The 25249-nt window shown below is 56.4% G+C and carries 26 protein-coding genes and 2 tRNA genes; 14 read left to right on the forward strand and 14 right to left on the reverse strand.

The window, feature by feature from the left end:
• Nucleotides 1-110: 110 nt before the first annotated feature.
• The 6 genes from AC2FLD_RS12935 to cobA form a co-directional block, all read right to left on the reverse strand.
• On the reverse strand, nt 111-944 hold the full coding sequence (locus AC2FLD_RS12935; RefSeq protein WP_496672984.1) for a ferredoxin--NADP reductase: 834 nt from the start codon (nt 942-944) through the stop codon (nt 111-113).
• A gap of 107 nt (nt 945-1051) precedes the next feature.
• Nucleotides 1052-1459, reverse strand: a complete 408-nt coding sequence (locus AC2FLD_RS12940; RefSeq protein ID WP_050603516.1) for a DUF934 domain-containing protein — start codon at nt 1457-1459, stop codon at nt 1052-1054.
• Nucleotides 1456-2217, reverse strand: coding sequence for a phosphoadenylyl-sulfate reductase (locus AC2FLD_RS12945; protein ID WP_050603515.1), 762 nt, complete (start codon nt 2215-2217; stop codon nt 1456-1458). The genes AC2FLD_RS12940 and AC2FLD_RS12945 overlap by 4 nt, the downstream gene beginning before the upstream one ends.
• Nucleotides 2207-3871, reverse strand: coding sequence for a nitrite/sulfite reductase (locus AC2FLD_RS12950; RefSeq protein WP_496672982.1), 1665 nt, complete (start codon nt 3869-3871; stop codon nt 2207-2209). The genes AC2FLD_RS12945 and AC2FLD_RS12950 overlap by 11 nt, the downstream gene beginning before the upstream one ends.
• Before the next feature lie 64 nt (nt 3872-3935).
• Nucleotides 3936-4250: a DUF2849 domain-containing protein gene (locus AC2FLD_RS12955; protein WP_496672979.1), complete on the reverse strand. Its 315-nt coding sequence runs from the start codon at nt 4248-4250 to the stop codon at nt 3936-3938.
• Nucleotides 4250-5026, reverse strand: coding sequence for a uroporphyrinogen-III C-methyltransferase (gene cobA, locus AC2FLD_RS12960; protein ID WP_496672977.1), 777 nt, complete (start codon nt 5024-5026; stop codon nt 4250-4252). Before cobA ends, AC2FLD_RS12955 begins: the two co-directional genes overlap by 1 nt.
• A 144-nt stretch (nt 5027-5170) precedes the next feature.
• On the opposite strand from cobA, the gene AC2FLD_RS12965 reads away from it, so the two are divergent.
• Nucleotides 5171-5653, forward strand: coding sequence for an Lrp/AsnC family transcriptional regulator (locus AC2FLD_RS12965; protein ID WP_050603511.1), 483 nt, complete (start codon nt 5171-5173; stop codon nt 5651-5653).
• 24 nt (nt 5654-5677) lie between these two features.
• Here the strand turns inward: AC2FLD_RS12965 and AC2FLD_RS12970 are convergent, their stop codons facing one another.
• Complete coding sequence (locus tag AC2FLD_RS12970) at nt 5678-6859, reverse strand: cytochrome P450 (RefSeq protein WP_496672974.1); 1182 nt, start codon at nt 6857-6859, stop codon at nt 5678-5680.
• Between AC2FLD_RS12970 and AC2FLD_RS12975 the strand changes: the two genes are divergently transcribed.
• The 7 genes from AC2FLD_RS12975 (at nt 6858) to AC2FLD_RS13005 (ending at nt 14308) form a co-directional block, all read left to right on the forward strand.
• On the forward strand, nt 6858-8639 hold the full coding sequence (locus tag AC2FLD_RS12975) for a sensor histidine kinase (RefSeq protein ID WP_496672971.1): 1782 nt from the start codon (nt 6858-6860) through the stop codon (nt 8637-8639). The two genes, AC2FLD_RS12970 and AC2FLD_RS12975, sit on opposite strands and share 2 nt — an antisense overlap.
• Nucleotides 8636-9865 carry a sigma-54-dependent transcriptional regulator gene (locus AC2FLD_RS12980; protein WP_050603508.1) on the forward strand — a complete coding sequence of 410 codons (1230 nt, stop codon included), beginning with the start codon at nt 8636-8638 and terminating at the stop codon, nt 9863-9865. The genes AC2FLD_RS12975 and AC2FLD_RS12980 overlap by 4 nt, the downstream gene beginning before the upstream one ends.
• Before the next feature lie 292 nt (nt 9866-10157).
• A complete protein-coding gene (locus tag AC2FLD_RS12985) occupies nt 10158-11159 on the forward strand; it encodes a DctP family TRAP transporter solute-binding subunit (protein ID WP_496672968.1) in 1002 nt (333 codons plus the stop codon).
• A 117-nt stretch (nt 11160-11276) separates the two neighbouring features.
• Entirely contained in the window at nt 11277-11954 is a 678-nt protein-coding gene (locus AC2FLD_RS12990) for a TRAP transporter small permease (RefSeq protein WP_050603506.1), read from the forward strand.
• The gene (locus tag AC2FLD_RS12995; protein WP_496672965.1) at nt 11954-13330 is read left to right on the forward strand and encodes a TRAP transporter large permease; all 1377 of its coding nucleotides are present in this window, start codon (nt 11954-11956) and stop codon (nt 13328-13330) included. The genes AC2FLD_RS12990 and AC2FLD_RS12995 overlap by 1 nt, the downstream gene beginning before the upstream one ends.
• 154 nt (nt 13331-13484) lie before the next feature.
• Nucleotides 13485-13796 (forward strand): DMT family transporter, encoded by a 312-nt coding sequence (locus AC2FLD_RS13000; RefSeq protein WP_496672962.1) that lies wholly within the window; start codon nt 13485-13487, stop codon nt 13794-13796.
• Nucleotides 13797-13810: 14 nt separating this feature from the next.
• Entirely contained in the window at nt 13811-14308 is a 498-nt protein-coding gene (locus tag AC2FLD_RS13005; protein WP_496673057.1) for a nucleoside deaminase, read from the forward strand.
• A gap of 9 nt (nt 14309-14317) precedes the next feature.
• On the opposite strand, the gene tpiA is transcribed toward AC2FLD_RS13005, so the two are convergent.
• Both tpiA and AC2FLD_RS13015 read right to left on the reverse strand, forming a co-directional pair.
• Complete coding sequence (tpiA, locus tag AC2FLD_RS13010) at nt 14318-15067, reverse strand: triose-phosphate isomerase (protein WP_496672960.1); 750 nt, start codon at nt 15065-15067, stop codon at nt 14318-14320.
• A 109-nt stretch (nt 15068-15176) separates the two neighbouring features.
• On the reverse strand, nt 15177-15542 hold the full coding sequence (locus tag AC2FLD_RS13015) for a HesB/IscA family protein (protein WP_050603502.1): 366 nt from the start codon (nt 15540-15542) through the stop codon (nt 15177-15179).
• A 208-nt stretch (nt 15543-15750) separates the two neighbouring features.
• Here AC2FLD_RS13015 and AC2FLD_RS13020 point away from each other — a divergent pair, with 208 nt between their 5' ends.
• Nucleotides 15751-16092, forward strand: a complete 342-nt coding sequence (locus AC2FLD_RS13020) for a hypothetical protein (RefSeq protein WP_496672959.1) — start codon at nt 15751-15753, stop codon at nt 16090-16092.
• A 39-nt stretch (nt 16093-16131) separates the two neighbouring features.
• Here the strand turns inward: AC2FLD_RS13020 and AC2FLD_RS13025 are convergent, their stop codons facing one another.
• From AC2FLD_RS13025 to AC2FLD_RS13035, 3 genes are all read right to left on the reverse strand, one after another.
• A complete protein-coding gene (locus AC2FLD_RS13025; protein WP_496672957.1) occupies nt 16132-16494 on the reverse strand; it encodes an SUF system Fe-S cluster assembly protein in 363 nt (120 codons plus the stop codon).
• A 94-nt stretch (nt 16495-16588) separates the two neighbouring features.
• Nucleotides 16589-16867, reverse strand: coding sequence for an NfeD family protein (locus AC2FLD_RS13030; protein WP_496672955.1), 279 nt, complete (start codon nt 16865-16867; stop codon nt 16589-16591).
• Nucleotides 16867-17757 (reverse strand): SPFH domain-containing protein, encoded by an 891-nt coding sequence (locus AC2FLD_RS13035; RefSeq protein WP_496672952.1) that lies wholly within the window; start codon nt 17755-17757, stop codon nt 16867-16869. Before AC2FLD_RS13035 ends, AC2FLD_RS13030 begins: the two co-directional genes overlap by 1 nt.
• A gap of 175 nt (nt 17758-17932) precedes the next feature.
• On the opposite strand from AC2FLD_RS13035, the gene AC2FLD_RS13040 reads away from it, so the two are divergent.
• From AC2FLD_RS13040 to lon, 4 genes are all read left to right on the forward strand, one after another.
• Nucleotides 17933-18844: a nucleoside hydrolase gene (locus AC2FLD_RS13040; RefSeq protein WP_496672950.1), complete on the forward strand. Its 912-nt coding sequence runs from the start codon at nt 17933-17935 to the stop codon at nt 18842-18844.
• 63 nt (nt 18845-18907) lie between these two features.
• Complete coding sequence (tgt, locus tag AC2FLD_RS13045) at nt 18908-20038, forward strand: tRNA guanosine(34) transglycosylase Tgt (protein WP_496672947.1); 1131 nt, start codon at nt 18908-18910, stop codon at nt 20036-20038.
• Between the two features lie 91 nt (nt 20039-20129).
• Nucleotides 20130-20537 carry a DUF6636 domain-containing protein gene (locus AC2FLD_RS13050; protein ID WP_050603495.1) on the forward strand — a complete coding sequence of 136 codons (408 nt, stop codon included), beginning with the start codon at nt 20130-20132 and terminating at the stop codon, nt 20535-20537.
• A 223-nt stretch (nt 20538-20760) separates the two neighbouring features.
• Nucleotides 20761-23169 carry an endopeptidase La gene (lon, locus tag AC2FLD_RS13055; RefSeq protein ID WP_496672945.1) on the forward strand — a complete coding sequence of 803 codons (2409 nt, stop codon included), beginning with the start codon at nt 20761-20763 and terminating at the stop codon, nt 23167-23169.
• Nucleotides 23170-23218: 49 nt separating this feature from the next.
• Here the strand turns inward: lon and AC2FLD_RS13060 are convergent, their stop codons facing one another.
• Both AC2FLD_RS13060 and AC2FLD_RS13065 read right to left on the reverse strand, forming a co-directional pair.
• Nucleotides 23219-24805, reverse strand: a complete 1587-nt coding sequence (locus AC2FLD_RS13060) for an APC family permease (RefSeq protein WP_050603493.1) — start codon at nt 24803-24805, stop codon at nt 23219-23221.
• Nucleotides 24806-24916: 111 nt separating this feature from the next.
• A tRNA-Val gene (locus tag AC2FLD_RS13065) sits at nt 24917-24991 on the reverse strand.
• Between the two features lie 181 nt (nt 24992-25172).
• Here AC2FLD_RS13065 and AC2FLD_RS13070 point away from each other — a divergent pair.
• A tRNA-Asp gene (locus tag AC2FLD_RS13070) sits at nt 25173-25249 on the forward strand.

Consider the following 25249-nt stretch of genomic DNA (forward strand, 5'->3'; position numbering starts at 1 on the left):
CCGGGCTGCGCCGCACTTCAAGCGGCATAAATACAGGTTCCTGTGAAAAAACTTGTTTTATCGGGCGTTTTTCGCGTTCGGAGCATGAAAGCCCCGAACGCGAAGAGGTGTTAACCGACAAAGGCCTTTTCGATCACGAATTCCTTAGGATCGGAGTTCGCCCCTTCGCGCAGGCTGAACCCTTCAAGGATTTCCTTGATATCCAGGTTGAACGCCAGCGATCCGCAGACCATCGCGCGGTCGGTCTCGGGTTTGATGCCACCTTCAATGCCCAAATCAGCAAACACGGTGCCATCCTGAAGCAGGGTGGTGATGCGGCCCATCTTGGGGCTCTCTTCCCGGGTGGTTGTCGGGTAATAGCGGATTTTGTCAGCGAAGCCTTCACCGATCAGCTCGGCCAGCAACTCGTCCTGACGGATACTGTCGATCAGCTGACGGCCATATTCCAGTTCCGCCACTTCGCGGCAGGTATGGGTGATGATGATCTCGTCATAATCCTCGTACGTCTGCGGTTCACGCAGCAGCGAGGCAAAAGGCGCGAAACCGGTGCCGGTGGCAAAGAACCAAAGGCGCTTGCCCGGCAGCAGGGCGTCATGAACCAGCGTGCCAACAGGTTTGGGGCGCAAAATGATCTGGTCGCCCGGTTTGATGTGTTGCAGTTTCGAGGTCAGCGGGCCGTCCTGCACCTTGATCGAATAGAACTCCAACTCTTCGTCCCAAGACGGCGACGCGATCGAATAGGCACGCAACAAGGGCTTGCCGTTGTCACCCAGCAGGCCGATCATCACGAACTCACCCGAGCGGAAGCGCAGCGAGGCAGGGCGCGAGACCTTGAAAGAGAACAGGCTGTCGGTCCAGTGCTTCACCTCGGTGACGGTCTGGGCATCTGGCAGAACGGGGGCCTTGACGGCGGTTGCTTCACTCACGGATTTCATCTCTGTCATCGTTTCACTGCCGGTCAGCTAAACCGACATCTCCGTTTAATCTTTGATCCAAGTCAGGAAAAGGGGACAGATTGCCCCCTCTGTATCACAAGCTGGCGAGTGCGGCCTTATCCACGCAGGCGGGCCTGATAGTTGTTGTCTTGCCAATTGGCGCGAGCCAACCACTGATCCTCGGGCTGACGGTCTGCAAGAGTATGATCGATTTCGACCTCGTCGAACCCGCTGCGGCGGGCCATGGCGTACTGGTCAGCCAATACATGGCCCCGGGCGCGCAGGCGACCGGTATAGCCTTTCAGGCGCAGAACGCGCGCGATTGTAAAGCCGCGTCCATCGGCCGAGGACGGGAAGTCCACGCGTACCATCTTGGCATTGCCCAGACGGTCAATCAGCTCATCGGGGTCAGTGTCCGAAGCCACGTCCAGCGCGACCACGTCATTGGCGGCATCATCCAGAGTGACAAAGCCGTCGGTCCAGTCATCGGGCGAAAAGCCCTCGTCCGTTACGATTACGTTCATGTTTTCTCTCCGATGCGCACCATCTTGCCATCGACAAAATGGATGCCGCATTCTTCCTTGTTCTGATCGCGCCAGCGTCCGGCGCGGGGGTCTTCGCCCTCTTTGACCGGCGAGGTGCAGGGCGCACACCCGATCGAAGGGTATCCTTTGGCCACCAGCGGATGCCGGGGCAAATTGTTTTCTTCCATATAGGCGCGCACATCCTCGGGTGCCCAGTGCGCCAATGGGTTGACCTTTATCCGGCCTGTTCCGTCTTCGACTTCGAAGAAATCTAGCGCGGCGCGCGTGCCTGACTGGAACCGTTTGCGCCCCGTAATCCAGCCACAATAGCCCGACAGAGCCTGCTGCAGTGGAAAGGTCTTGCGCAGGTTGCAGCACGCGTCTGTGTCCCGCATGCGAAGTGCACCATAGGGGTCGTCGCGCTGAACATCCTCGTCATCGGCATGGATGATCTGGACGTTTCTAAGACCGAGACGCTCGCTGACGTCCTGCTGGTATTCCAGTGTCTCAGCAAACAGCATCTGCGTGTCCACAAACAGAACCGGGGTCATCTTGTCGACAACCGCTGCCATGTGCAGCAGCACGACGGATTCCGCACCAAAGCTGGAGACGAGGGCAAGCTCCTCGATCTCATCCAGCGCACCATGCATGACATCATGGGCGCTGTGGTGGCGAAACCGGTCGTTCAGCGCGTCGACCCGTTCGGTCAACGCTCGCCGGTCCGCCCCCAGTTCCGTCTGGATCAGATCAAGCGGCATTGGCCTGTGCCTCGGGGTAAAGCGCCGCTTTGAACGGAGCCATGCCGACGCGGCGGTATGTTTCCAGGAAGGTTTCTTCAGCGCTCTCACGCTGTTCCAGGTAGGTGTCTACGATGCGTTCCACGGCGGGCACGATCTCATCATAGGCAAAGCCGGGGCCGGTGCGGTCACCGATGGCAGCCGTCTCTGTCGCGTCGCCGCCCAGAGTGATCTGGTAGTTCTCGACGCCGGCCCGATCCAGACCCAGAATGCCGATATGGCCCACATGGTGGTGACCACAAGCGTTGATGCATCCCGAGATCTTGATTTTCAGGTGGCCGATATCATGCTCAAGCTTCATATCTTCAAAGCGTGTCGCAATTTCCTGAGCGACCGGGATCGAACGCGCCGTGGCCAGCGCGCAGTAATCCATGCCGGGGCAGGCGATGATGTCGCTGATCAGGCCGATATTGGCGGTCGCCAGTTCGTATTCCTTCAACTTGGCGTGGATCGCGGGCAAGTCCGATTTGTGGACATGCGGCAGGATCACGTTCTGCTCATGGCTGATGCGCAGCTCGTCATAGGCGAACTCTTGGGCTAGATCGGCCATCACGCGCATCTGTTCAGCTGTCGCATCACCCGGTGTCTGGCCATGCTTTTTGATCGAGATCGTGACAATCGCGTGGTCTGCGTTCTTGTGCGGCGCGATGTTGGTGTCGACCCATGAGCGGAAGACCGGATCGTTGGTATATGCACTTTCGAACGACGCAACCGAACCTTCGCGGAAGGCGGGCGGGGCGAAGTGGCCCTTGATCTCTTCCAGCAGGTTCATGTCGGCACCTTTGAACTGCGGGCGAACCTGCAAAAAGCGCTCGTTGACCTTGGCGCGGATCGTGTCGATGCCGTTTTCGTGCACGGTGATCTTGATACGCGCTTTGTATTTGTTGTCACGGCGGCCGATCTGGTTCCACACGGAAACGGTGGCTTCGAGGTAAGCCAGCAGGTCGTCAAAGGCGACGAATTCGGACAGTTCCTTGCCGATCATCGGCGTACGGCCCAAACCACCGCCAACAATCACGCGCGCGCCCAGAACGCCGTCGCGTTCGACCAGTTGAAGGCCGATGTCATGGGCTTTAATCACGGCGCGGTCGTTTTCCGAACCGGTGATGGCAATCTTGAATTTGCGCGGCATGAACTGGAATTCCGGGTGGTCGGTGGACCACTGACGCAGCAGTTCGGCATAAGGGCGCGGATCGGCGACCTCATCCGCGGCGGCACCGGCAAAGTGGTCGGCGGTCACGTTACGGATGGTGTTGCCCGAGGTCTGAATGGCGTGCATGCCAACCTCGGCCAGCGCGTCCAGCATATCCGGTACATCGTTCAGTTTCGGCCAGTTGTACTGGATGTTCTGACGGGTGGTGAAGTGGCCATAGCCTTTGTCCCACTTCTCGGCCAGCAGCGCCAGTTGGTGCATTTGCGCGCTGGAGAGCGTGCCATAGGGGATTGCGACCCGCAGCATGTAAGCGTGCAGCTGCAGATACAGGCCGTTCATCAGGCGCAGTGGTTTGAATTCGTCTTCGGTCAGCGATCCGTCTATGCGGCGCTCAACCTGCGCACGGAACTGCGCGTTACGTTCTGCCAAAAATGCTGTGTCGAACTCGGAGTAGCGATACATGATTAGCTGTCCTTAGTTGCAGCCCCGAACCGGGGCCTTGAAGGGGAGAGAGAAGGGCCAGAGATCAGGCCCGGGGCTGCGGGGAAGTTTCCTGTTTGCCGTGGGCATAGTTGGACGGACCAGTCCGGCGGAAATCTTCCCGAAAATGGGCTGGCTCAGGGCCGTTGTCGCCGGCGACGGCGTCAGCCAGATAGGCGCCTACAATCTTACTTGCCTGACGTGCGGCATCCAGCAGACGTACCTGAGCGTGCGCTTCGTCGGTGATCAGTTCCGCTTCGGACAGATCGCGCGACCAGCGGTCATCTTCGGTTTGATAAATTACATCACCTTCCAACAAATCATTTGCGGTGACGACTTTGGGGGTAAAAGCGCGGGCCATCAGGCAAGCTCCTTATTGAATTTGGTCACAGCCTGCGCCGCTTCGCGCGGGGCAAGGCCATAGAAAGTCAGGGCCGGGCCGTCCATTTCGGCGGCGGCCAGATCGGTGGGCAGCTGATCCAATGTGGTGGCCAGAATGCGTTGGTTCGGGCGCGAGGCGTTTTCGACCAGGGTGACGGGTGTGGCGCGATCCGCGCCGTGCATGATCAGACGGCCCTGAATGAACCGGGCGGACTTCTTGCCCATGTAGATCGCAGCAACCGATCCTTCGCGCGCCAGCGCTGTCCAGTCGTGGTCGGCAAAGCCTTTCATGTCGTGCCCCGTCAGAAACCGCACGGAAGAGTTGCGGCCCCTGCGGGTCAGGCTTTGGCCAATGCTTGCAACCGCCGCCGAAGCGGCCGTGATTCCGGGGACGATCTGCCACGAAATGCCTGCGGCCTCGACAGCTTGGATTTCTTCGTCCAGACGGCCAAAGACGGTGGGATCCCCTGACTTGAGCCGCACGACATGGTTGCCCTTAAGGGCATAATCCACCAAAAGCGCATCGATATCGCTTTGCTTCCAGGATGGACCAAACCCAGCCTTGCCAACATCAACCAGATTGGCGTTCTGACCTGCAAGATCCAGCACCGCCGCGCTGATCAGGCGGTCATGGAGTACGATGTCTGCCTGCTCGAACGCGGTGAGCGCCTTGAGTGTCAGCAGATCGGGATCACCGGGACCAGCGCCGACAAAATCGACATGTCCTTTGGGTCTGAATGTATGCAAGTCCTGCATCGGATCGCCTTGGGTGTAGTTTGACTTACCTTGCAATATAGGAAATATTCCCGCCAAAGCGCCATATGGGCGCTCAAATAAGAACATTCGTTCCATTGAGATTGAAAAATGGAACGAAGACCTCGAATTGGAAGGGAAACTGGAATGTCGGTGCGAATAGACGAAACGGATCGGAAAATTCTAGCCGAGTTGCAACGCGATGCGGGTCAGTCACTGGATGAAATTGCGGCCCGTGTGGGCAGTTCAAAGACCCCGGTCTGGAATCGCATCCGCAAGCTTAAGGGGGCGGGTATCATTGGGCAGCAAACGGTTCTGTTGGATGCCGAAGCGCTTGGGTTCGAGGCGACATTCTTTGTATTGATCCGCACATCGGAACACGAGGCCGAGTGGCAACACAAGTTCCTGAAAGCGTTGCGCGATCACCCCGAAGTGCAAGAGGCCCACAGGTTGGCGGGCGACATCGACTATATCCTCAAAGTCAGGGTCAAGAATGCCCGTGCCTATGACGTGTTCTATCAATCTCTGATCTCAGAGGTGCGGGTGCACAACGTGACGGCGCTTTTGTCGATGGAGGAAATCAAATCCACCACAATGCTGCCGTTAAACGCATTGGTAGAGAAGGCGTAACGAGGCGTAGGCGGTAACGCGTCCTCAGATATGTACCAGAACCTGTTCCAAGCCATGGAAGTGATAGCTGTCCGAATACGTTGGAGGCGCAGCCAGCCGCAAATTTGGACAGGTGTCGAACAGGATAGGCAGGGCGATACGCATTTCTAACCGCGCCAAAGGTGCGCCGACGCAAAAATGTATGCCGCCGCCAAAGCTTGTGTTCATATCGACGGATCGTGCGGGGCGGAATGTGTTCGGTTCATTCCAGACAGTGGGATCGCGGTTGGCACCCCCCAGCAACAGGGCAACCTGATCGCCGCGTTTGAACGTATGGCCAAAAATCTCCACTTCCTCATAGGCGTAGCGCGTGAACATGTGCAGGGGTGGATCATAGCGCAGGATTTCTTCGATAGTTGCGTCAATCTTGTCTGGCCGCAAAACGCTGGGGCCGGTGTGTGTTTCCAGCAGGGTTTTGACCCCGTTTCCCAACGAATGAACCGTCGCCTCATGACCGGCGTTCAGCAGTAGAATACAGGTTGCAACCAACTCATCGCGGGACAGTTTCTCGCCTTCCTCTTCAGCAGAAATCAATCGTGTGATCAGGTCGTCACGCGGGTCACGCCGCCGCTGGTCGATATAACGTTCCAGGAACGCGGTAAATTCCTGTGCCGATTGCGCGGCCTTGTCTTCGGTGTCACGTGTTCTGTTGGCTTGGTACATGGCAACCATATCATGTGACCAACGCAACAAGTCCGGGGCCATGTCTTCGGGTACGCCCAGCAGGCGACAGATGGTGATCACCGGGACCTGTGTGCAGTAGGCGTGCAACAGGTCAAACGGCTCTTGCGGAAAATCCCGGATCAGATCGTGACAGAGGGTTTCGATCGAGGGTTGCAGAGCGGAAATCGCCCGCGATGTGAAGGCCCGCATAACCAGCGCCCTCAGGCGCGTGTGCCGTGGTGGCTCGGCTTCAAGCAGCGAATGGGCCTCGACAGACAACCATGGGGCCAGATGCGCGGGGCCTTGCGTTGCGTGCTCGGGGGGAACTTCGCGCCCGAACCGGCGATCTTTCAGCAAGGTGCGGACGGCATGGCAGGACACAGCAGCAACCATGCCGTAATCAGCCCAATAAAACAGGTCACCGGCTTGTCGGGCTGTGTCGTAGAACGGATAGGGGTTCTGGACGAACCCGGGGTCTGTCGGAGATTGTGAGAGTGACTTCATGCGACGCACACTTGCCACGCGACGCATTGAATGCAAGACCCTGTATATGCACAGGGTTTCGATCATTGTCGGTTTTCTGCTTGCCGTCGGGGTGTTGTCCGGACTCGTCTGGTCCTATGGCTATCGTCAGGCGCTGTCTCAGCTGAGCGAAAAGGCCGAGGCTGATCTTGAACTGGCGGCCGACCGGCTCAGTACACAAATGCAGGTGTATCAAGAGCTTGCAGTGCTGATGGCAACCCATCCGATTCTGCATGAATTGGATCGGCAAGCCAACATACGCCAAGCTCAGGCGATGTTGTTGGACGTTGCAGACAAGACTGCGGCAGTCAACATGATCTACTTGGACCAAAATGGGCAGGTCTTGGTTTCGGCGCAGCCGGTGCCGCAGCGAAACATGGCCGGGCACCCCGCTTTCCGTCGTGCGATGCAAGGGGCCTTAGGCAGTGCGCATGAGGTTACACCGGTCGGAGATGATCGGATCTACTCCTACGCTGCACCTGCTTTCGGCCCATTTGGCCGGATCAAAGGCGTAGTGATGGTCGTTGCCGACGTTCAGGATGTCGAGCAGACGTGGCGCGGCAGTACCGAGGCGGTCTTCTTTGTCGATGCAGATGGTGTTGTCTTCATTTCGAACAGATCGGACCTGCTGTTCTGGTCTCGGGAGGAAGGAGAGGCAGGACTTACACCGCCAAATGGCGCGACCGTCAATTTTGCGTCGACGCGGGTCGGTGGGCACGAGCTATGGCAATTGAACTGGGGGCGCTATCTGCCGCGCGATGCTCTGCACCTTACCCTCGATTTGCCGGTGATCGATATGACCGCTGAGGTTTTGGTAGACGTGGCGCCAGCCCTGCAACTTGCGCGGCTTCAGGCGGCGGCAGTTGCAGCGATCTGTTTGGCTTTCGGTGCAATGCTTTTTCTTGCGATGGAGCGGCGGCGGACGTTGGCAGAAGCCAATGCCGTTCTGGAAAGTCGAGTGGCCAAACGAACTCTTGACCTGACCGTTGCAAATGCCAGCTTGCACAAGGAAGTCGCGGAACGTCAGGAAGCCGAAGCGGCGCTGCGGCGGGCGCAGGCGGATTTGGTTCAGGCCGGAAAACTCAGCGCGCTTGGGCAGATGTCGGCAGGGATCAGCCACGAACTGAACCAGCCACTTATGGCGATCCGGCAGTTTGCGGATAATGGCGCGGCTTTCGTGGAACGCGGAAAGCCCGAAAAGGCCGCGGAAAATTTGGGCCGTATTTCCGAAATGGCTGCGCGCATGGCGCGGATCATCAAGAACCTGCGAGCCTTTGCCCGCAACGAAAGCGAACCGATGGGGCGTGTGGACTTGGTGCAAGTTCTGAATACGGCCGTTGAACTGACCGATGCTCGGTTGCGCGCAGAAAATGTTACGATGGACTGGCAGCCGCCCAACGAACCGGTCTACGCATGGGGCGGCGAAGTGAGGTTGGTACAGGTCTTTGTGAATCTGATCAACAACGCCGCAGATGCGATGAGCCAGCAGGATGAACGCCTTATTCAAGTTGTGATCAACAATGGGGACAGGCTTTCAGTCACCGTGCGAGATATCGGCCCTGGCATCGAGAACACGGAAAAGCTTTTTGAGCCGTTTTACACCACAAAGGCCGTGGGCTCGTCCGAAGGAATGGGGCTGGGGCTTTCGATTTCTTACGGTCTGGTCCAGAGTTTTGGTGGGAACATTCGCGGGACCAATGCGCCAACAGGTGCGATGTTCACTGTGGAGTTGGAATACTATCGGGAAGACGAGGCGGCATGACCCGAAAAGTTCTTTTGGTCGATGATGACGCAGCCGTTCGCGAGGCTTTGGCACAAACGCTTGAACTGGCAGATTTTCAGCCAACAACTGCAGGCTCTTTTGTGGCGGCCAAGGATCATATCCGAGCAGATTTTCCCGGTGTTATAATCTCGGACATCCGAATGCCGGGCCGGGATGGGTTCCATCTTTTGACCTATGCAAGAGAGGTTGATCCCGATCTTCCCGTCATTCTTCTGACCGGTGAAGGGGATATTCCCATGGCTGTTGACGCGATGGGTAAGGGCGCGTTCGACTTTCTGGAAAAACCCTGCGCGGCGTCTGATCTGTTGGATGTGTTGGAGCGTGCTTTTGCAGCCCGATCCGAGGTCATTGAGCAGAGAGCTGTGAAATCCGAACTCGAACGTGGAGACCCGGCCGCGCGCTTGCTGTTTGGCCTGTCGCCGCAGGCGGAGGCGTTGCGTGAAAGGGTTCGAACTGTTGCGCCCACAGGGGCCGAAGTTCTGGTGACTGGCCCGCCAGGCAGCGGGATTTCAAAAGTGGCCGAAGTTGTTCATCTTATGTCGTCGATGGGGCAGGGGCCGTTTGTGAAACGCCCGGCCTCGACGCTCAGTCCCGAAGACCTGACCCGCAGTTGCGAGGATGCAGCGGGTGGGTCGCTGTTTCTTGACGAAGTTTCGGCCATGCCGCAGGCCACGCAATTTGCGGCCCTTGAGCTGATCGAACGTGGGCCGGGAGGACGGATCATCGCTGGTACCACCGCTGATCTGTCTGACTTAAGCTCCGAAGGCCGTTTCAATGCCGATCTATTCTATAGGCTGGATGTGATGCGCGTGCGTATTCCATCCCTGGCGGAGCGGCCTGACGATATTCCCGTCGTCTTTCGTCATTATGTCGCACAGGCGGCTGAACAGGCTGGAATCCCTGTTCCCGAGATATCCTCGGAACATCTGGCAGCATTGATGGCCAGCGACTGGCCGGGGAATGCGCGGTCGCTTATGTCCGCTGCCATGCGTTTTGTGTTGGGGATGCCGGAAGAGGTCGCACAGGCTACGGATCTGGGTCTTAGTGAACAGATGGCGCGGGTCGAACGATCGCTGCTGATCGCAGCGCTGGGGCGGCACAATGGAAAGGCGTCAGACGCGGCAAAGGCGCTGAAGCTTCCGCGCAAAACATTTTATGACAAGCTGGCCCGTTATCAAATCCGCCCAGAGGATTATCGCAGGTAATTCGCCCGGCGAACTTACGCTGCACATTGATTCGCATGATTGATTCGCAAATTGTGCGGAAATCCGCACAATCAGCAATTTTTTGTGTGCGGATTTTCGCACGTCGAAGAAAAGGTGATTCTTCTCCTTGTGTTTGGTGTGGCGTAAAGCGCTGGTAATAAACACTTAAAACAACTGAATCGGCTTCTGGAGGGAAAAGTTGTGTGCTTACGGCTGAGTCGCTTCACTGCACGCCATACGGTGCCTGTCTGGCGCTGATCGCTTGTATTTAGGAAGTCTGGGAGGAAAACAGATGAAGATTTTGACAACAGCCGCAACGGCTCTGGCGCTGACAGTCACCGCAACTGCGGGTACGGCAGCCTGTGACGACGGTGAAATTGTTGTGAAGTTCGCGCATGTGACGAACACCGACAAACATCCCAAAGGCATCGCCGCCTCGCTGCTGGAGCAGCGCGTCAATGACGAGATGAACGGTGTGATGTGCATGGAGGTCTATCCGAACTCGACCCTCTATAATGACGACAAAGTGCTTGAGGCGATGCTGCAAGGCGACGTTCAACTGGCCGCGCCGTCTCTGTCGAAGTTCGAGAAGTTCACCAAACAATTCCGCCTGTTCGACCTGCCGTTCATGTTCAAGAACATTGATGCCGTGGACGCATTCCAAGCGTCGGCCGATGGTCAGGCAATGAAAGACAGCATGCAGCGCCGCGGCCTGCAGGGTCTGGCCTTCTGGCACAACGGCATGAAGCAGATGTCGGCCAACAAGCCGTTGGAAGATCCCTCGGACGCAAACGGCCTGAAGTTCCGTGTTCAGTCCTCGGACGTGTTGGTTGCGCAGATGGAAGCGATCGGTGGCAGCCCGCAGAAAATGGCGTTCTCGGAAGTTTACGGTGCGTTGCAACAAGGCGTTGTGGACGGGCAGGAGAACACCTGGTCGAACATCTATGGCAAGAAGTTCTTCGAAGTTCAGGACGGCATCACTGAGACCAATCATGGTATCATCGACTATCTTGTTGTGACCTCGGTTGACTGGCTGGACAGCCTGGATCCGGCGGTGCGTGACCAGTTCATGACCATTCTGACCGAAGTGACCGAAACCCGGAACAAAGAAGCCTTTACCGTCAACGAAGCGGCCAAAGCGTCGATTACAGACGCGGGTGGTATCATTCGTGAACTGAACCCTGAACAGCGTCAGGCCTGGGTTGACGCAATGAAGCCGGTTTGGGACCAGTTCTCTGGTGATGTGGGTCAGGACAAGATCGACGCCGCACAGGCCATCAACGCCGGTTTCTAAACCGGTCAAAGGCCGCGCGTCCGGGGACTGGGGAGTATTTGACGCGATGGCCGGGCGGGCTGATCAGGCCCGCCCTTACACACTCTCTCATCATCACAAAAATGCGGGGACAGAAAGATGTCTGGTGCGAATTCCGGCCAAGGCGGGCTGGTCGACCATATCGAAGAAACCCTGATTGCGTTGCTGCTGGGCCTGATGACGGTCGTGACATTTGCCAACGTGATTGCGCGGTTTGTTTTTAACTCAAATATCCTGTGGGCGCTGGAGCTGACGGTGTTCACCTTCGGGTGGCTGGTGCTGCTGGGTGCGTCTTATGCAGTGAAAAAACATGCGCATCTGGGCGTGGATGCCATTCTGAACATGCTGGCCCCGGCGCCGCGCCGCATTCTGGCGCTAATTGCAGTGGGCTGCTGTCTGGTGTTTTCGCTGCTTCTGCTGAAAGGGGCTTATGACTATTGGGCTGTGTTCGCCGATTTGCCGCCCACGTCGGGGCGCTGGTTCCCTACCGGGTTCAATGTCGACGCCCGCAGTCAGAGTTTTTACGAGGTCGACGACATCCCGATGGTTGCGCCTTTGCGGTTCCTGGAAGACCTGATCAACTACGGTGAGTACTACGAAAAACTGCCCAAGGTCGTGCCGTATCTGGTTCTGCCAGTTTCGATGCTGCTGTTGGTGATCCGGTTCGCGCAGGTTGCCGTTCAAATCTGGCGCGGTGAAACGGATCGCCTTGTCGCCAGCCACGAAGTCGAGGACGAGATCGAAGAAGTCCGCGCTCAGCAGGGAGAGCATGACTGATGGACGTTGTACTTCTTTTCTCGATGGTCATCGGCCTGCTGCTGATCGGTGTTCCGATTGCGGTTGCGCTTGGCCTCAGCTCGACCCTGTTTCTGCTGATCTATTCGGACAGTTCGTTGGCCTCGGTCGCGGGCACGTTGTTCGAGGCGTTCGAGGGGCACTTTACCCTGCTGGCGATCCCGTTCTTTATCCTGGCCTCGTCTTTCATGACAACAGGCGGCGTGGCGCGCCGGATCATCCGGTTCTCGATTGCCTGTGTGGGGCACTTGCCCGGTGGTCTGGCAATTGCTGGCGTGTTTGCCTGTATGCTGTTTGCAGCACTTTCGGGATCGTCCCCAGCAACCGTTGTGGCCATTGGTTCCATTGTCATCGCCGGGATGCGTCAGGTTGGGTATTCCAAGGAATTCGCCGCTGGTGTGATCTGTAACGCCGGTACTTTGGGCATCCTGATCCCACCGTCCATCGTGATGGTTGTCTATGCGGCAGCCGTTGAGGTCTCGGTTGGGCGAATGTTCCTGGCGGGTGTCATTCCGGGCCTGATGGCTGGTCTGATGCTGATGATCACCATCTATGTCATGGCCAAGGTCAAGAATCTGCCCAAGGGTGACTGGAAAGGCTGGGGAGAGGTCTTTACCTCGGCCCGTGAGGCCGGTTGGGGCCTGTTCCTGATCGTCATCATTCTGGGTGGTATCTATGGGGGCATCTTTACCCCGACTGAGGCCGCTGCCGTCGCTGCTGTCTACGCGTTCTTCATTGCCAGCTTTGTCTACAAAGACATGGGCCCGCTCAGCACCGAAGAAGGTCAATCCAACGCGTCACTGCTTAAAAAGCCCTATGCGCTGGTTACGGCATTCTTTCACCCAGACACCAAACACACGCTGTTTGAGGCGGGTAAGCTGACGGTCACGCTGCTGTTCGTCATTGCCAACGCGCTGATCCTCAAGCACGTGCTAACGGACGAGCAGGTGCCACAGCACATTGCTAGCGCCATGCTTTCAGCGGGTCTGGGACCGGTCACTTTCCTGATTGTAGTCAACGTCATCCTGCTGATTGGCGGTCAGTTCATGGAACCCTCGGGTCTGCTGGTCATCGTGGCTCCGCTGGTGTTCCCGATTGCCATCGAATTGGGCATCGATCCGATCCATCTGGGTATCATCATGGTGGTGAACATGGAAATCGGGATGATCACGCCTCCGGTCGGTCTGAACCTGTTTGTGACCTCGGGCGTTGCGGGAATGCCAATGATGAGTGTCGTAAAGGCGGCGCTGCCGTTCCTGGCCGTACTCTTCGTCTTCCTGATCATGGTGACGTACATACCTTGGATATCGACCTTCCTGCCCAACACCTTCATGGGGCCGGAAATCATTACCAATTAGATGGTCTGACAATGAACACTGCCGGGTGGTTTCGACTGCCCGGCTTTTTAGTGTCTTGAAACCATATATTGGGTACTTATCTGAGGTTTCAGAGGACGACCTCCCCATTTTGGGACATCTTTCGGGACGACCTGAACAGATACGAGGTTCTCTTATGCACTGGATCTTTCTTCTTTTTGCCGGCCTGTTGGAAATCGTCTGGGCCGTAGCCATGAAGCAATCGGCTGGTTTCACCAGATTGTGGCCGACGGCTTTGATGGGCGTTTCGATGATTGGTTCCTTCGGCCTTCTGGCGCTGGCGATGCGCGACCTGCCATTGGGCACCGCCTATACGATCTGGACCGGGATCGGCGCGGTGGGGGCGTTCAGCGTGGGTATCCTGTTTCTGGGCGAAGCCCTGACACCGGCACGGATTGCAGCGGCGATACTGATCGTGACCGGTCTTGTCGTGATGAAGTTGGCCTGAGCCCGTCATTGACCATGCCCTTGGTCTTCGGCAGTCTGCGCGAAACTCAAGACATGGAGCCCGGAATGCTGACCGAGACCGACAAGCGCCTGCTACGCGTGGCATATGAAGAGGCCATAGCCGGATTTGACGAGGGCGGATGCCCCATTGGGTCCGTTCTGGCGCGGGGCGGCGAGGTTGTTTCGCAAGGTCGCAATCAGCGTGTGCAGGGGGGTGATCCCATCGCGCATGGGGAAATGGATGCCTTACGCAAAGCAGGGCGGCAGAAAACCTATCGCGACACGGTGCTCTATACCTCGCTGTCGCCCTGCATGATGTGTTCCGGCACTATCGTTCAATTCGGCATTCCGCGCGTTGTGATCGGTGACACGCAGAACTTCGGAGGCAATGAAGACTTCCTGCGTGAGCGCGGGGTCGAGGTTGTTATTGCCGACGACCCCGACTGTATCGCTTTGATGCAGCGGTTTATCGAAGAAAAGCCCGAGCTTTGGGCCGAAGATATTGCGGAATGAAGTCTGGGGTCAGGCGCTTTCCAGCGCCTGAATGATGCCCGAGAAATCCGCAGCCTTCAGGCTGGCACCACCGACCAGAGCGCCGTCCACATTCGATACTGCAAAGATGTCGGTCGCATTGCTGGGTTTGACGGATCCGCCATACAGCAGTCGCACAGACCGGCCTACGCCTTCGCCAAAACGACGTTCCAGCCGCGTGCGCATGAAGTCGTGAACCTCGCCGATCTCTTCCAGGGTCGGAACCTTGCCGGTTCCTATCGCCCAGATCGGCTCATACGCGACGATCAGATTCTCGCCGGTAGACTGATCCGGGATCGAACCAGACATCTGGCCGCCAATGATATCGAGCGTGTTGGCTGCCTCTCGCTGTTCCAGACTTTCGCCGACGCAAATGATCGCCTTGAGACCCGCATCCATTGCCGCTCGCGCTTTGGCTCGCACATCCTCGTCATGCTCACTGTGATCCACGCGCCGTTCCGAATGGCCCAGAATGACCGAAGTCGCGCCGGCATCCAGAAGCATATCCGCGCTGATATCGCCTGTGTGCGCACCTGAATGTTCTAAGTGACAATCCTGCCCGCCAACCGAAATCTCGGTGCCTGCCACTGAGTCCGCGGCGCGGCTGAGCAAGGTGGCGGGGGGGCAGATCAGGATATCGACCGAGGCTTGGGGGTGGCTTTGCGACAGCTTTTCTAGCTCACTCAGCGCTGCGCCGGTTCCGTTCATTTTCCAGTTTCCAGCCGCCAGCTTCCGCCGCATACCCGTATCTCCCTGATCATTCGATGATTTAAGGATGCGGATAGCATTGTCTGCAGGATCTTACAATTCCGCCTGCCGACCTCGCTAAGGTCAGCGCAAGAACGATGATCTAGCTTTGCTGGGCGATGTTTTCGTCGAACTTGATCGATTCACCGCAGCCACAGGAATCAACGACATTCGGGTTCTTGAATTTGAATCCCGATTCCAACAGTGACACTTCATAGTCGATCTCGGTCCCAAACAGGAACATCTGCGCCATTGGCGCGATCATTATGCAGGCGCCATCCTGTTCAACCACTTCATCATGCGGATCTGACTGATCGACATATTCCATGGTGTATTCCATGCCTGCGCAGCCGCCTTTCTTGACACCGATGCGCAGGCCAGCGTGTCCGCCTGAACTCATCAGGCGGGTGATCTGCTCTGCGGCCTTGGGCGTCATGGTCACAGCCTGTTTGCCGGGAATGCCGAACATGTAAGTCTCCGTTGTCGCGCGTCCCTTCTAACTTAGGGTCCAAGTCCCTCAGGCTCAAGATGGTGAGGGATAAAGCGTGATGTTCATTTGAAAGGTGCAAGAAGTGCCATGCGACCTTGCTTTGGATTAGAAAGCGGGTTTAGCTGTTCTTGTATATGTAAGGCCCAGTGCTGACACATGTTCAACTTGGGTGGGAAAGGTTATATAAATGAATGTTTTACGAAAGTTTTCTAAACCAGTTTTTCTGTGCGGGACAGTAGCCGCTTTTGTTGCATGTTTTGCACCGGTTGATGCACAGGCCGCATCTGATGCCGAACGGCACCCAATCAATTGTGCGACCGCCGAAGGCGATTTGCGTGCCATTGCGGCGGAAAAGAAACACGCTGAAGACAAGCAGTTGGAAAGCGTGGCTGCGATTACACCTGCCGGGGCGCTGTTGGGTCTGGTCACCGGAACCGAGCAGAAACACCTTCAGATGTTGTCTGGTGACTACATCAAACAGCTGGATGCGCGTGCCGCAGAGATCAAAGAAACCTGCAATCTAAATTAATCGCGTTTTCAGATGAGTAAGGCGCGACGGGTGCTGGTTTTACATAAAGCCCAGTTCAAGACGCGCTTCGTCCGACATCATCTCCATACCCCAGGGCGGTTCCCAGGTCAGCTCGACATCAACCTCTTTGACACCTGCAACGGGCTCAATGGCTTCGACGATCCAGCCGGGCATATCGCCGGCCACCGGGCATCCGGGCGCAGTAAGGGTCATGATCACCTTGACTGCGTTATCCGCAGAAATATCAACCGTGTAGATCAGGCCAAGGTCATAGATATTGACCGGAATTTCCGGGTCATAGACCGTGCGGCACGCCTCAACCACGAGGTCGTACAACGGGTGTTCAATCGTTGACGGCGCTATCAGCGGGGTGCCTTCAAACTGTTCGCTCGGGTGAGTCATCTTTGCCTCGGGTCAGTTGCCTGAGTGATTATATAGGGAATAGCTGCGACAGCGTCCAGTAGGGGAGTGGCGCTCGAGCGAGCGCCACAGCGATTCAATCGTTGATATCATGCTTGAAAGTTTTGACCTGACCATGCGGCAGGGCAAAGAGTTTGCGCAAGACAAGCCAGGCGATCAGCGACAGTACCGCAAAAACCAGCGCAAGGACATGAAGCGACAGTGTCAGACCCGGAATGATCAGGACAAGACCTGTGATTGCAGCGCCAATCGCGAAGCCAAGAAAGATGAATCCTGGCAGAACAATCTCGAGAATCCCCAGTGCCAGCGCGGCGGCCAGCCAGATCCACCAGGTCAGCCAAAAGGGATCAGCCATCATTTTCCTCCTTTGAGCATTTTGAACGCGTCACCAAAGGCTTCAAGTGCGTTTGCCGGAACTACGATGGTCTGCTTTCCGGAACCATTACCCAGTGCATTAAGGGCTTCGACCTGTTTCAAAGCAACCTGATATTGGGCGGCCTCGATACCGTTGTCTTGAATGGCTTTGGCGACAACGCCAGTGGCGTAAGCTTCGGCATCGGCCTGAATGCGGCGGGCTTTGGCGGTTTGTTCAGCGGCGTAAAGTTCGGCATCAGCCTGCAGTTCAACAGAACGCTTCTGACCTTCGGCTTCGGTCACTTGTGCCCGGCGGGCGCGTTCAGCGTTTAGCTGCTGTAGCATAGCATCGCGGGTCGCCTGATCCAGATTCACATCCAGAATTTCGGCGCGGGTCACTTCGATACCCCAATCGTCAACGGCGGTTTCAACGCTTTCCTGAATGCGTTCAATCAGTTGTGCCCGGTTAGACTGTACTTCGTCCAGGTCCATCTTGCCGATCTCGGCGCGGACGATACCGGCCACGGTGGTTGCAATTGCACCATCGACGTCGCGGATTCTGTAAACCGTCTTTTCCGGCTCAAGAATGCGATAGAAGACCGAGGTGTCGATCTGCACCAGCACGTTGTCCTTGGTGATCGCGTCTTGTGTTGCATTGGGCAGCTGGCGTTCAAGGATCGAGATTTTGTGGCGTGCAACATCCAGAAACGGAACGATGAAGTTGATGCCGGGGCCAAGCACCGAGTGCAGGCGGCCAAACCGTTCGACGACGTATTTCTCAGATTGCGGCACAATCTTGATGCCTTTGAGGATAACGATAATCACCAGCACTGCGGCCAGCAGGTAAATGATGTTTGACGAAATCAATCCGATAATCTGATCTTCGGTCATTCTGTCCTCTTATTATTGTGTACTATGGTATACATGTGGGAATTGAGTCGCCCGATTTCAACTCTGGTATGGCGGGAAAGCCGCTAAATGCAAACGTCCCAATATGGGAATTCGATATTGAACTGAACTGTTGTGACCGCTTTGCATCCTGACTTGTTTGCGGTATCGGGCGGGGATGAAACTGATTATCGATACAGATCCCGGCATCGACGATGCTATGGCTATCGCTTACGCCGCTGCTGCGTCTGAGTTTAACCTGATCGGGCTGACCACGGTGTTTGGCAACACACATGTTCATCAATCCAGCCGTAACGCTCGGTTTCTGTTGGATAAGCTGGGTCTCGACCTTCCGGTTGCCGAAGGTGCCTCATACCCATTAGGGGCAGATACTCATGCCCCGTCGGAACATGTTCACGGCCCCGAAGGTTTTGGTGATCTGACCGAAATCCCCGAGATTGGACAAAACCACGCGCTGCCAGCCGCAGAGTTTCTGGTTGAAATGGCGCGAACCCACAAGGGTGAACTGGTGGTCTGTGCTGTGGGTCCATTGACTAATATCGCGAATGCAATGCGCCTGGACCCAGAGTTTGCAGGTAATCTGCGCCAACTGGTGATCATGGGGGGCGCAGTCTATTGCCCGGGCAACATCACCCAACACGCTGAAGCCAATATCTATCACGACGCTCTCGCAGCCGAGGAGGTCTTTTCCACACCGCCCAACACTGTTCTGGTCGGACTGGACGTGACACTGAAGACGCTTTACGAAACGGCCGATTTCGAGGCCCTGGCACAGAGGTCACCGGACATGGGATCATTTCTGCGCGACATCTCCCGCTTCTATCTGAAATTTTACAAAGAGATTGGGGGGCTGGAAGGCTGCGGCCTGCACGATTCAACCGCCGTGATCGCGTGTTCCCATCAGGCCATGTTCAACATGGTCGAAACAGGGCTGCGGGTTGTCACCGACGGCGACATGATGGGGGCGACACAACCAGATCCCGAACGACCCACGATCCGGGTGTGCTGCGACGTGGACGGGGCAGGGGTTGTTCGTCTGTTCACCGATCGCGTTGCCTCGTTGCCCTGACGGGTTGCAAAGACGGATCGGATCGGGCAAAGCCTGCCCGGTTCGGCGATCCGAGGCGATGACATGACCCAGAAATTCTCATTTGAGCTAAAGGCCACAGACGGCAAGGCACGCACCGGTGTGATCAGCACACCGCGCGGAGAGGTGCGGACGCCGGCCTTCATGCCGGTCGGGACAGCCGCCACGGTCAAAGCGATGATGCCGGAAAGCGTACGCGCCACGGGGGCGGATATTCTTTTGGGCAACACCTATCACCTGATGCTGCGCCCAACTGCGGAACGGATCGACCGTTTGGGCGGGTTGCACAAGTTCATGAACTGGGAACGCCCCATTCTGACCGACTCGGGCGGGTTTCAGGTTATGTCGCTGGCCGGGCTGCGGAAGCTGACTGAAAAAGGCGTGACGTTCAAATCTCATATCGACGGGTCAAAACATGAGCTGACTCCGGAACGGTCGATGGAGATTCAGCGACTGTTGGGCTCGGACATTGTCATGTGTTTCGACGAGTGCCCCGCGTTGCCAGCCGACCGGGACCGGATTGCCGAGTCCATGCGCCTGTCGATGCGTTGGGCAGAACGGTCTCGTGAGGCATTCGGGGATCGTCCGGGTCACGCCCTGTTTGGCATTATGCAGGGCGGTCTTGAACAAGATTTGCGCGAAAAAAGCGCCGAAGCACTTAAATCCATTGGATTTGAAGGCTACGCGGTGGGTGGGCTGGCCGTGGGCGAAGGGCAGGAGGCCATGTTCTCTTGCCTCGATTATGCCCCCGAATGTCTGCCGATGGACAAGCCGCGCTATTTGATGGGGGTTGGCAAGCCTGACGACATCGTTGGGGCAGTCGCTCGCGGTATCGACATGATGGATTGCGTTTTGCCGTCCCGCTCGGGGCGTACTGGTCAGGTGTTTACCCGTTATGGCGTGGTGAACATTAAGAACGCGCGCCATTCGGACGATCCGCGCCCGCTGGATGAGCAGTGTTCGTGTCCAGCCTGCTCGAACTATTCGCGCGCCTATCTGCACCATGTATTCCGCGCCAACGAGATGATCTCGGGCATGTTGCTGACTTGGCATAATCTTCATTATTTTCAGGAAATCATGCAGGGCATGCGCGATGCGATTGCGGCAGGTACCTTTGACGCCTGGCAGGCCGAGTTCCACGCGCAACGTGCCCAAGGCGATATCGAGCCCTTGTAGCCTTTCCATTCGGGTGACAATTGAGTGGTTTTCCAGTAAACTTGGGCCACTTCAAGCAATACTATTTTAGTTCGTGACCCGGAGATTTTTCATGTTTCGCCTTTTTCTGGGCGCCGCGCTTTTGAGCGCGACACCCGCTATTTCAGATGTCTGGACCTTCGAAACGCCGTCCGAAAATATTCAGTGCTCAGTCGGGGAAAGCGCGTCGTCCTCGGATATCCAGTGCACGATCATAGAGAAATCCGGCCCACCTGCGATGCCGCGCCCCGCGAATTGTCAATCAGACTGGGGGCATGATTTTCTAATGTTCGACACTGGCCCGGTAGAGATATTGTGCCAGCCGCTGAACCGAAACAAAGACGGATTTGACCGCGCGGAATACGGTGTCACAGGTCAGTTTGGAGGATTCACCTGCAGTTCTTCAACGAAAGGTCTGGAATGTCGCAACTTGGACGGTCACGGGTTTTTCTTGTCTCGTGCAGTACAGCGGGTGTTCTGACCTTTGAATTGCGCGTTGCCTATGCTTGTCGTGCTAATTTCGGTGGATATGTTCGCGGGACGCCTTGCAGTCGGTCAAACCTCGGTTCATTCTGGATAACGATACATGGCGGTAAGGTTGAAAAAGGGCGATGAGGCCCCACCTTTATCGTCCAAGACAGGAGACGGCCAAGTGTTGCCTCGATGAGGGACAAGAGCCGTCTTGCCAACGATAAGGATAGAGCATGCAAGAGCCTCTGAATTCCTCATACCCCGTCCTGCCGCTGCGCGATATTGTGGTGTTCCCGCATATGATCGTGCCGCTTTTCGTGGGCCGTGACAAATCGGTCCGCGCACTGGAAGAGGTGATGCAGGATGACAAGCAAATTCTGTTGTCCAGCCAGATCGACCCTGGCGTTGATGATCCCGATGAAGATGGGATTTATCGCGCGGGCGTATTGGCCAATGTGCTGCAACTGCTGAAGCTGCCCGATGGCACCGTGAAGGTGCTGGTCGAAGGGCAGGCGCGTGTGCAGATCACCGAGTTTCTTGAAAACGACCAGTTTTTTGAGGCCAGGGCTGAATATCTAACCGAAATTCCCGGCGACGTCACCACGACGGAAGCCCTGTTACGAACCGTCACGGATGAGTTCGAGCGCTATGCCAAAGTGCGCAAGAACATCCCTGAAGAAGCCCTGACCGCCGTAGGTGAAACCACCGAGCCCGCAAAGTTGGCTGACCTTGTGTCGGGTCATCTGGGTATTGAGGTCGAGCAAAAGCAGGAACTGCTGGAAACCCTCAGCGTCAGCGAGCGGCTTGAGAAAGTCTATGGCCTGATGCAGGGCGAAATGTCGGTTCTGCAGGTCGAGAAAAAGATTAAGACCCGCGTTAAATCCCAGATGGAGAAGACCCAGCGCGAGTATTACCTGAATGAGCAAATGAAAGCCATTCAGCAGGAACTGGGCGATGGCGAGGACGGCAAGAACGAAGTTGCCGAGCTGGAAGAGAAAATCGCCGAAACCAAGCTGTCCAAAGAGGCCCGCGAAAAGGCCGAGGGCGAACTGAAGAAGCTGCGCAACATGTCACCGATGTCAGCCGAAGCGACGGTGGTGCGCAACTATCTCGACTGGATTCTGGCGCTGCCCTGGGGCACCAAATCCCGGGTGAAAAAGGATCTGGGTAAGGCGCAGGAAATCCTCGACGACGACCATTACGGCCTTGAAAAGGTCAAGGAACGGATCGTCGAATACCTCGCCGTTCAGCAGCGTTCGAAAAAGCTGAAAGGGCCGATCTTGTGCCTTGTTGGCCCTCCGGGTGTGGGTAAGACCAGCTTGGGTAAATCGGTTGCGAAAGCCACTGGGCGCGAGTTCATTCGAATCTCGCTGGGTGGCGTGCGTGACGAATCCGAGATTCGGGGCCACCGTCGGACCTATATTGGTTCGATGCCGGGTAAGATCATCCAGGCGCTGAAAAAGGCAAAAACCACGAACCCGCTGATCTTGTTGGATGAGATCGACAAGATGGGGCAGGACTTCCGTGGCGACCCGGCGTCGGCAATGCTGGAGGTGTTGGATCCAGAGCAGAACAACACGTTCATGGACCACTACTTGGAGGTTGAATACGACCTGTCAAACGTGATGTTCCTGACCACGTCGAACAGCTATAACATGCCTGGGCCTCTGCTGGACCGGATGGAGATCATCCCACTGGCGGGTTACACCGAGGACGAAAAGAGCGAGATCGCGAAACAGCACCTGATCAGCAAGCAGGTCAAGAACCATGGTCTGAAAGCCAAGGAATTTGACCTGACGGATGAAGCGCTGCAAAAGATTATCCGCACCTATACCCGTGAAGCGGGCGTTCGGAACCTTGAACGTGAGATCGCCAAGGTGGCGCGGAAATCGCTGACCAGGATCATCAAGAAAGAGGCGGACTCGGTCACGGTAACGCCGGACAATCTGGATGATTTCCTGGGTGTACCAAAGTTCCGCTATGGTCTGGCTGAGCAGGACGATCAGATCGGCGTCGTTACTGGTCTGGCCTGGACATCCGTGGGTGGCGATCTGCTGCATATCGAGGCGTTGAAACTGCCCGGCAAGGGGCGGATGAAGACCACAGGTAAGCTGGGCGATGTGATGAAGGAATCCATTGATGCGGCCTCGTCTTACGTTCGGTCGATTTCGCCAAAGATCGGGGTCAAGCCGCCGAAATTCGATAATCTGGATATCCACGTGCACGTGCCGGATGGCGCGACCCCCAAGGATGGTCCGTCGGCTGGTTTGGCGATGGTGACATCGATTGTCTCGGTTCTGACCGGCATTCCTGTGCGCAAGGACATCGCCATGACCGGAGAGGTCTCGCTGCGCGGTAACGCAATGCCGATTGGTGGTTTGAAAGAGAAACTGCTGGCGGCTTTGCGTGGTGGTATCAAGACAGTCCTGATCCCGGAAGAGAACGAAAAGGATCTGGCGGAAATCCCTGACAATGTGAAGGAAGGGTTGGAGATCATCCCTGTGAAGCATGTCTCGGAAGTTCTGGAGCAGGCGCTGGTGCGCAAGCCCGAACCGATCGAGTGGGATGAAGCTGCAGAAGAAGCTGCAGCTGCGGCTGCTGCTTCGGTAAAACCTGCTGATGCGTCAGCCACTGCGCACTAAGAAGCGTAATATGAATTCTGGAAGAGGCAGAGCATTGCTCTGCCTTTTTTCATAGCCCTATGACAGGTTGTTTAGGATCAAGTATTTCTTCTTCCGCTATGTATTTCATGAATTTTTCGTCCGACAGCGCCGAACGTATGGCCAAGGCGAAGATGATTGCGGAAAACAAGACGCAAAGCAGAATGTCCCACCCAAACGGGATCTGTTTCAAAGACCCGGTACCGAATTGACCCAGAAATGAGATCAAACCAAGCCCGGCAAAATAAGGCATCAGCCAAATGGCTTCTGTCAGGTCCATTTCGTCCAACCGCCCTCGGAACCGGATGAGCAGCAGAATTTTCCCGACGATCAGGGCGATGCCAAGTCGCCATACCGTGTCCCATCCGCTCCAATAGACGATCAGAGTTGCGATGGCGAATGCGGTCAACGCCACCAGACGCACCGCTGGAATGCGGATCGATCTGGGTTGGTCTGGCAGCAGGTCCCTTAGGCAAACGACGGCGATGGGACCAACGGCGAAGGACAAGACAATGGCCGCTCCGTTCAGGGCAATGACCGTGGTGAAGGGAATGGTCAGCAAGAACAGTGTTCCGATCAGAAAATTTAATGCCAGAGCCCATACAGGAACCCCGAATGAAGACAGGGTTTGCAGACGTTTTGGCAAAAATCCGTTCTGAGAAAGGGCGAGGGCAATCCGGGCATTCGACCCCGTCGCGACCAAACCGTTGCCAAAGGGGCCAACGACGGATCCCACATTCAAAAGGCTGAGGAACCAGACCAGTCCGACGGACATGATCACGGCATCCAAAGGGCCTTCGCCCCCAAAGCTTAATTGCGCCCAGCCTTTGGCCAGCAAAGAAGGGTCCAGCGCGCCGATGAAAGCCACTTGCAGGCCAAGGTAAATTGCGGCGCACATGATGATCGACAGGATCAAAGCTGCGGGGATGGCGAACTTCGGATTGCGTACTTCACCCGCCATATCGACCACATGGCGAAATCCTATGAACGAGAAAATGACACCTCCGGTCGAAACGGCAGCCATGATTCCCTGCAACCCGTAAGGGGCAAACCCGTCCGGTTGGGTGAAATTGTCAGCGTTGAAACGGTTGGCAATCAGTAGAACAGACAGAACCACCGGAATGGCGATTTTGGCCCAGGTCAGCGCTGCATTCACATGTGTGAAGAACTTGACCCCAAGCGCGTTGACCGCAACAAAAAGCAACATGAAGACAAGTGCCACAAAGATACCTGCACCGGTCAGATCGCCCGTATCGGCAGCGTGCAACCAAGGGGCGTAGGGCGCGAGGTATTTCAACATCGCCTCCACTTCAATGGGGGCGGTGGTGTTATAACCAATCCATGCAGTCCAGCCCATGGCCATTGATACGATATTGCCGTGTGAAAACTGAGGAACCCGGGCAATCCCCCCGGAAATGGGCAACATGGCTGAGATTTCCGCGAATGTAATCGCCAAAATGAACATCGCACCAGCGCCGATCAGCCAAGAAAGAATGGCTGCGGGCCCAGCATGCTGCACCGCCAGAAGAGGGCCGAACAACCAGCCTGAACCGATGATTCCTCCAACCGAAATGAAGGTCAGTCCGATCAGGCCGATGTCCCGCTTTAGCTCTGCCATGATGACCCCAGACTCTGCAACCGGTCCAAGACTTGGCCGATAGAACACGATAGTCACCGAGGTTGCGCGCTGGCAAGCCCCTCAATTTCAAGCGTAATCTTCGAAAGGGAGTGGTGGGTGATAAGAGATTTGAACTCCTGACATCTTCGATGTGAACGAAGCGCTCTACCACTGAGCTAATCACCCATGGGACGTGTTGATATCTGTCCAGCGGAACGGCTGCAAGCGAATTAGGCTTTGATCTGCACGTAAAAATCGAAGCGCAGAACAAAAACCTGGATTCTGACAAAAAACTTCAAAACGCCGCTTGACGCTGCCCGACCGTAGCCATAATACACCCAAACGTTCAGCAATGAACATGCAGCGGGCGGTTGTAGCTCAGATGGTTAGAGTACCGGCCTGTCACGCCGGGGGTCGCGGGTTCGAGCCCCGTCAACCGCGCCA

It is taken from the genome of Ruegeria sp. CDSA021 (assembly GCF_059612325.1).

Bases quoted from the DNA above. Each gene is read 5' to 3' on its own strand.
- AC2FLD_RS12935 (WP_496672984.1), bottom strand. From the start codon at position 944: ATGACAGAGATGAAATCCGTGAGTGAAGCAACCGCCGTCAAGGCCCCC.
- AC2FLD_RS12940 (WP_050603516.1), bottom strand. From the start codon at position 1,459: ATGAACGTAATCGTAACGGACGAGGGCTTTTCGCCCGATGACTGGACC.
- AC2FLD_RS12945 (WP_050603515.1), bottom strand. From the start codon at position 2,217: ATGCCGCTTGATCTGATCCAGACGGAACTGGGGGCGGACCGGCGAGCG.
- AC2FLD_RS12950 (WP_496672982.1), bottom strand. From the start codon at position 3,871: ATGTATCGCTACTCCGAGTTCGACACAGCATTTTTGGCAGAACGTAAC.
- AC2FLD_RS12955 (WP_496672979.1), bottom strand. From the start codon at position 4,250: ATGGCCCGCGCTTTTACCCCCAAAGTCGTCACCGCAAATGATTTGTTG.
- cobA (WP_496672977.1), bottom strand. From the start codon at position 5,026: ATGCAGGACTTGCATACATTCAGACCCAAAGGACATGTCGATTTTGTC.
- AC2FLD_RS12965 (WP_050603511.1), top strand. From the start codon at position 5,171: ATGTCGGTGCGAATAGACGAAACGGATCGGAAAATTCTAGCCGAGTTG.
- AC2FLD_RS12975 (WP_496672971.1), top strand. From the start codon at position 6,858: ATGCGACGCACACTTGCCACGCGACGCATTGAATGCAAGACCCTGTAT.
- AC2FLD_RS12970 (WP_496672974.1), bottom strand. From the start codon at position 6,859: ATGAAGTCACTCTCACAATCTCCGACAGACCCCGGGTTCGTCCAGAAC.
- AC2FLD_RS12980 (WP_050603508.1), top strand. From the start codon at position 8,636: ATGACCCGAAAAGTTCTTTTGGTCGATGATGACGCAGCCGTTCGCGAG.
- AC2FLD_RS12985 (WP_496672968.1), top strand. From the start codon at position 10,158: ATGAAGATTTTGACAACAGCCGCAACGGCTCTGGCGCTGACAGTCACC.
- AC2FLD_RS12990 (WP_050603506.1), top strand. From the start codon at position 11,277: ATGTCTGGTGCGAATTCCGGCCAAGGCGGGCTGGTCGACCATATCGAA.
- AC2FLD_RS12995 (WP_496672965.1), top strand. From the start codon at position 11,954: ATGGACGTTGTACTTCTTTTCTCGATGGTCATCGGCCTGCTGCTGATC.
- AC2FLD_RS13000 (WP_496672962.1), top strand. From the start codon at position 13,485: ATGCACTGGATCTTTCTTCTTTTTGCCGGCCTGTTGGAAATCGTCTGG.
- AC2FLD_RS13005 (WP_496673057.1), top strand. From the start codon at position 13,811: ATGCCCTTGGTCTTCGGCAGTCTGCGCGAAACTCAAGACATGGAGCCC.
- tpiA (WP_496672960.1), bottom strand. From the start codon at position 15,067: ATGCGGCGGAAGCTGGCGGCTGGAAACTGGAAAATGAACGGAACCGGC.
- AC2FLD_RS13015 (WP_050603502.1), bottom strand. From the start codon at position 15,542: ATGTTCGGCATTCCCGGCAAACAGGCTGTGACCATGACGCCCAAGGCC.
- AC2FLD_RS13020 (WP_496672959.1), top strand. From the start codon at position 15,751: ATGAATGTTTTACGAAAGTTTTCTAAACCAGTTTTTCTGTGCGGGACA.
- AC2FLD_RS13025 (WP_496672957.1), bottom strand. From the start codon at position 16,494: ATGACTCACCCGAGCGAACAGTTTGAAGGCACCCCGCTGATAGCGCCG.
- AC2FLD_RS13030 (WP_496672955.1), bottom strand. From the start codon at position 16,867: ATGGCTGATCCCTTTTGGCTGACCTGGTGGATCTGGCTGGCCGCCGCG.
- AC2FLD_RS13035 (WP_496672952.1), bottom strand. From the start codon at position 17,757: ATGACCGAAGATCAGATTATCGGATTGATTTCGTCAAACATCATTTAC.
- AC2FLD_RS13040 (WP_496672950.1), top strand. From the start codon at position 17,933: ATGAAACTGATTATCGATACAGATCCCGGCATCGACGATGCTATGGCT.
- tgt (WP_496672947.1), top strand. From the start codon at position 18,908: ATGACCCAGAAATTCTCATTTGAGCTAAAGGCCACAGACGGCAAGGCA.
- AC2FLD_RS13050 (WP_050603495.1), top strand. From the start codon at position 20,130: ATGTTTCGCCTTTTTCTGGGCGCCGCGCTTTTGAGCGCGACACCCGCT.
- lon (WP_496672945.1), top strand. From the start codon at position 20,761: ATGCAAGAGCCTCTGAATTCCTCATACCCCGTCCTGCCGCTGCGCGAT.
- AC2FLD_RS13060 (WP_050603493.1), bottom strand. From the start codon at position 24,805: ATGGCAGAGCTAAAGCGGGACATCGGCCTGATCGGACTGACCTTCATT.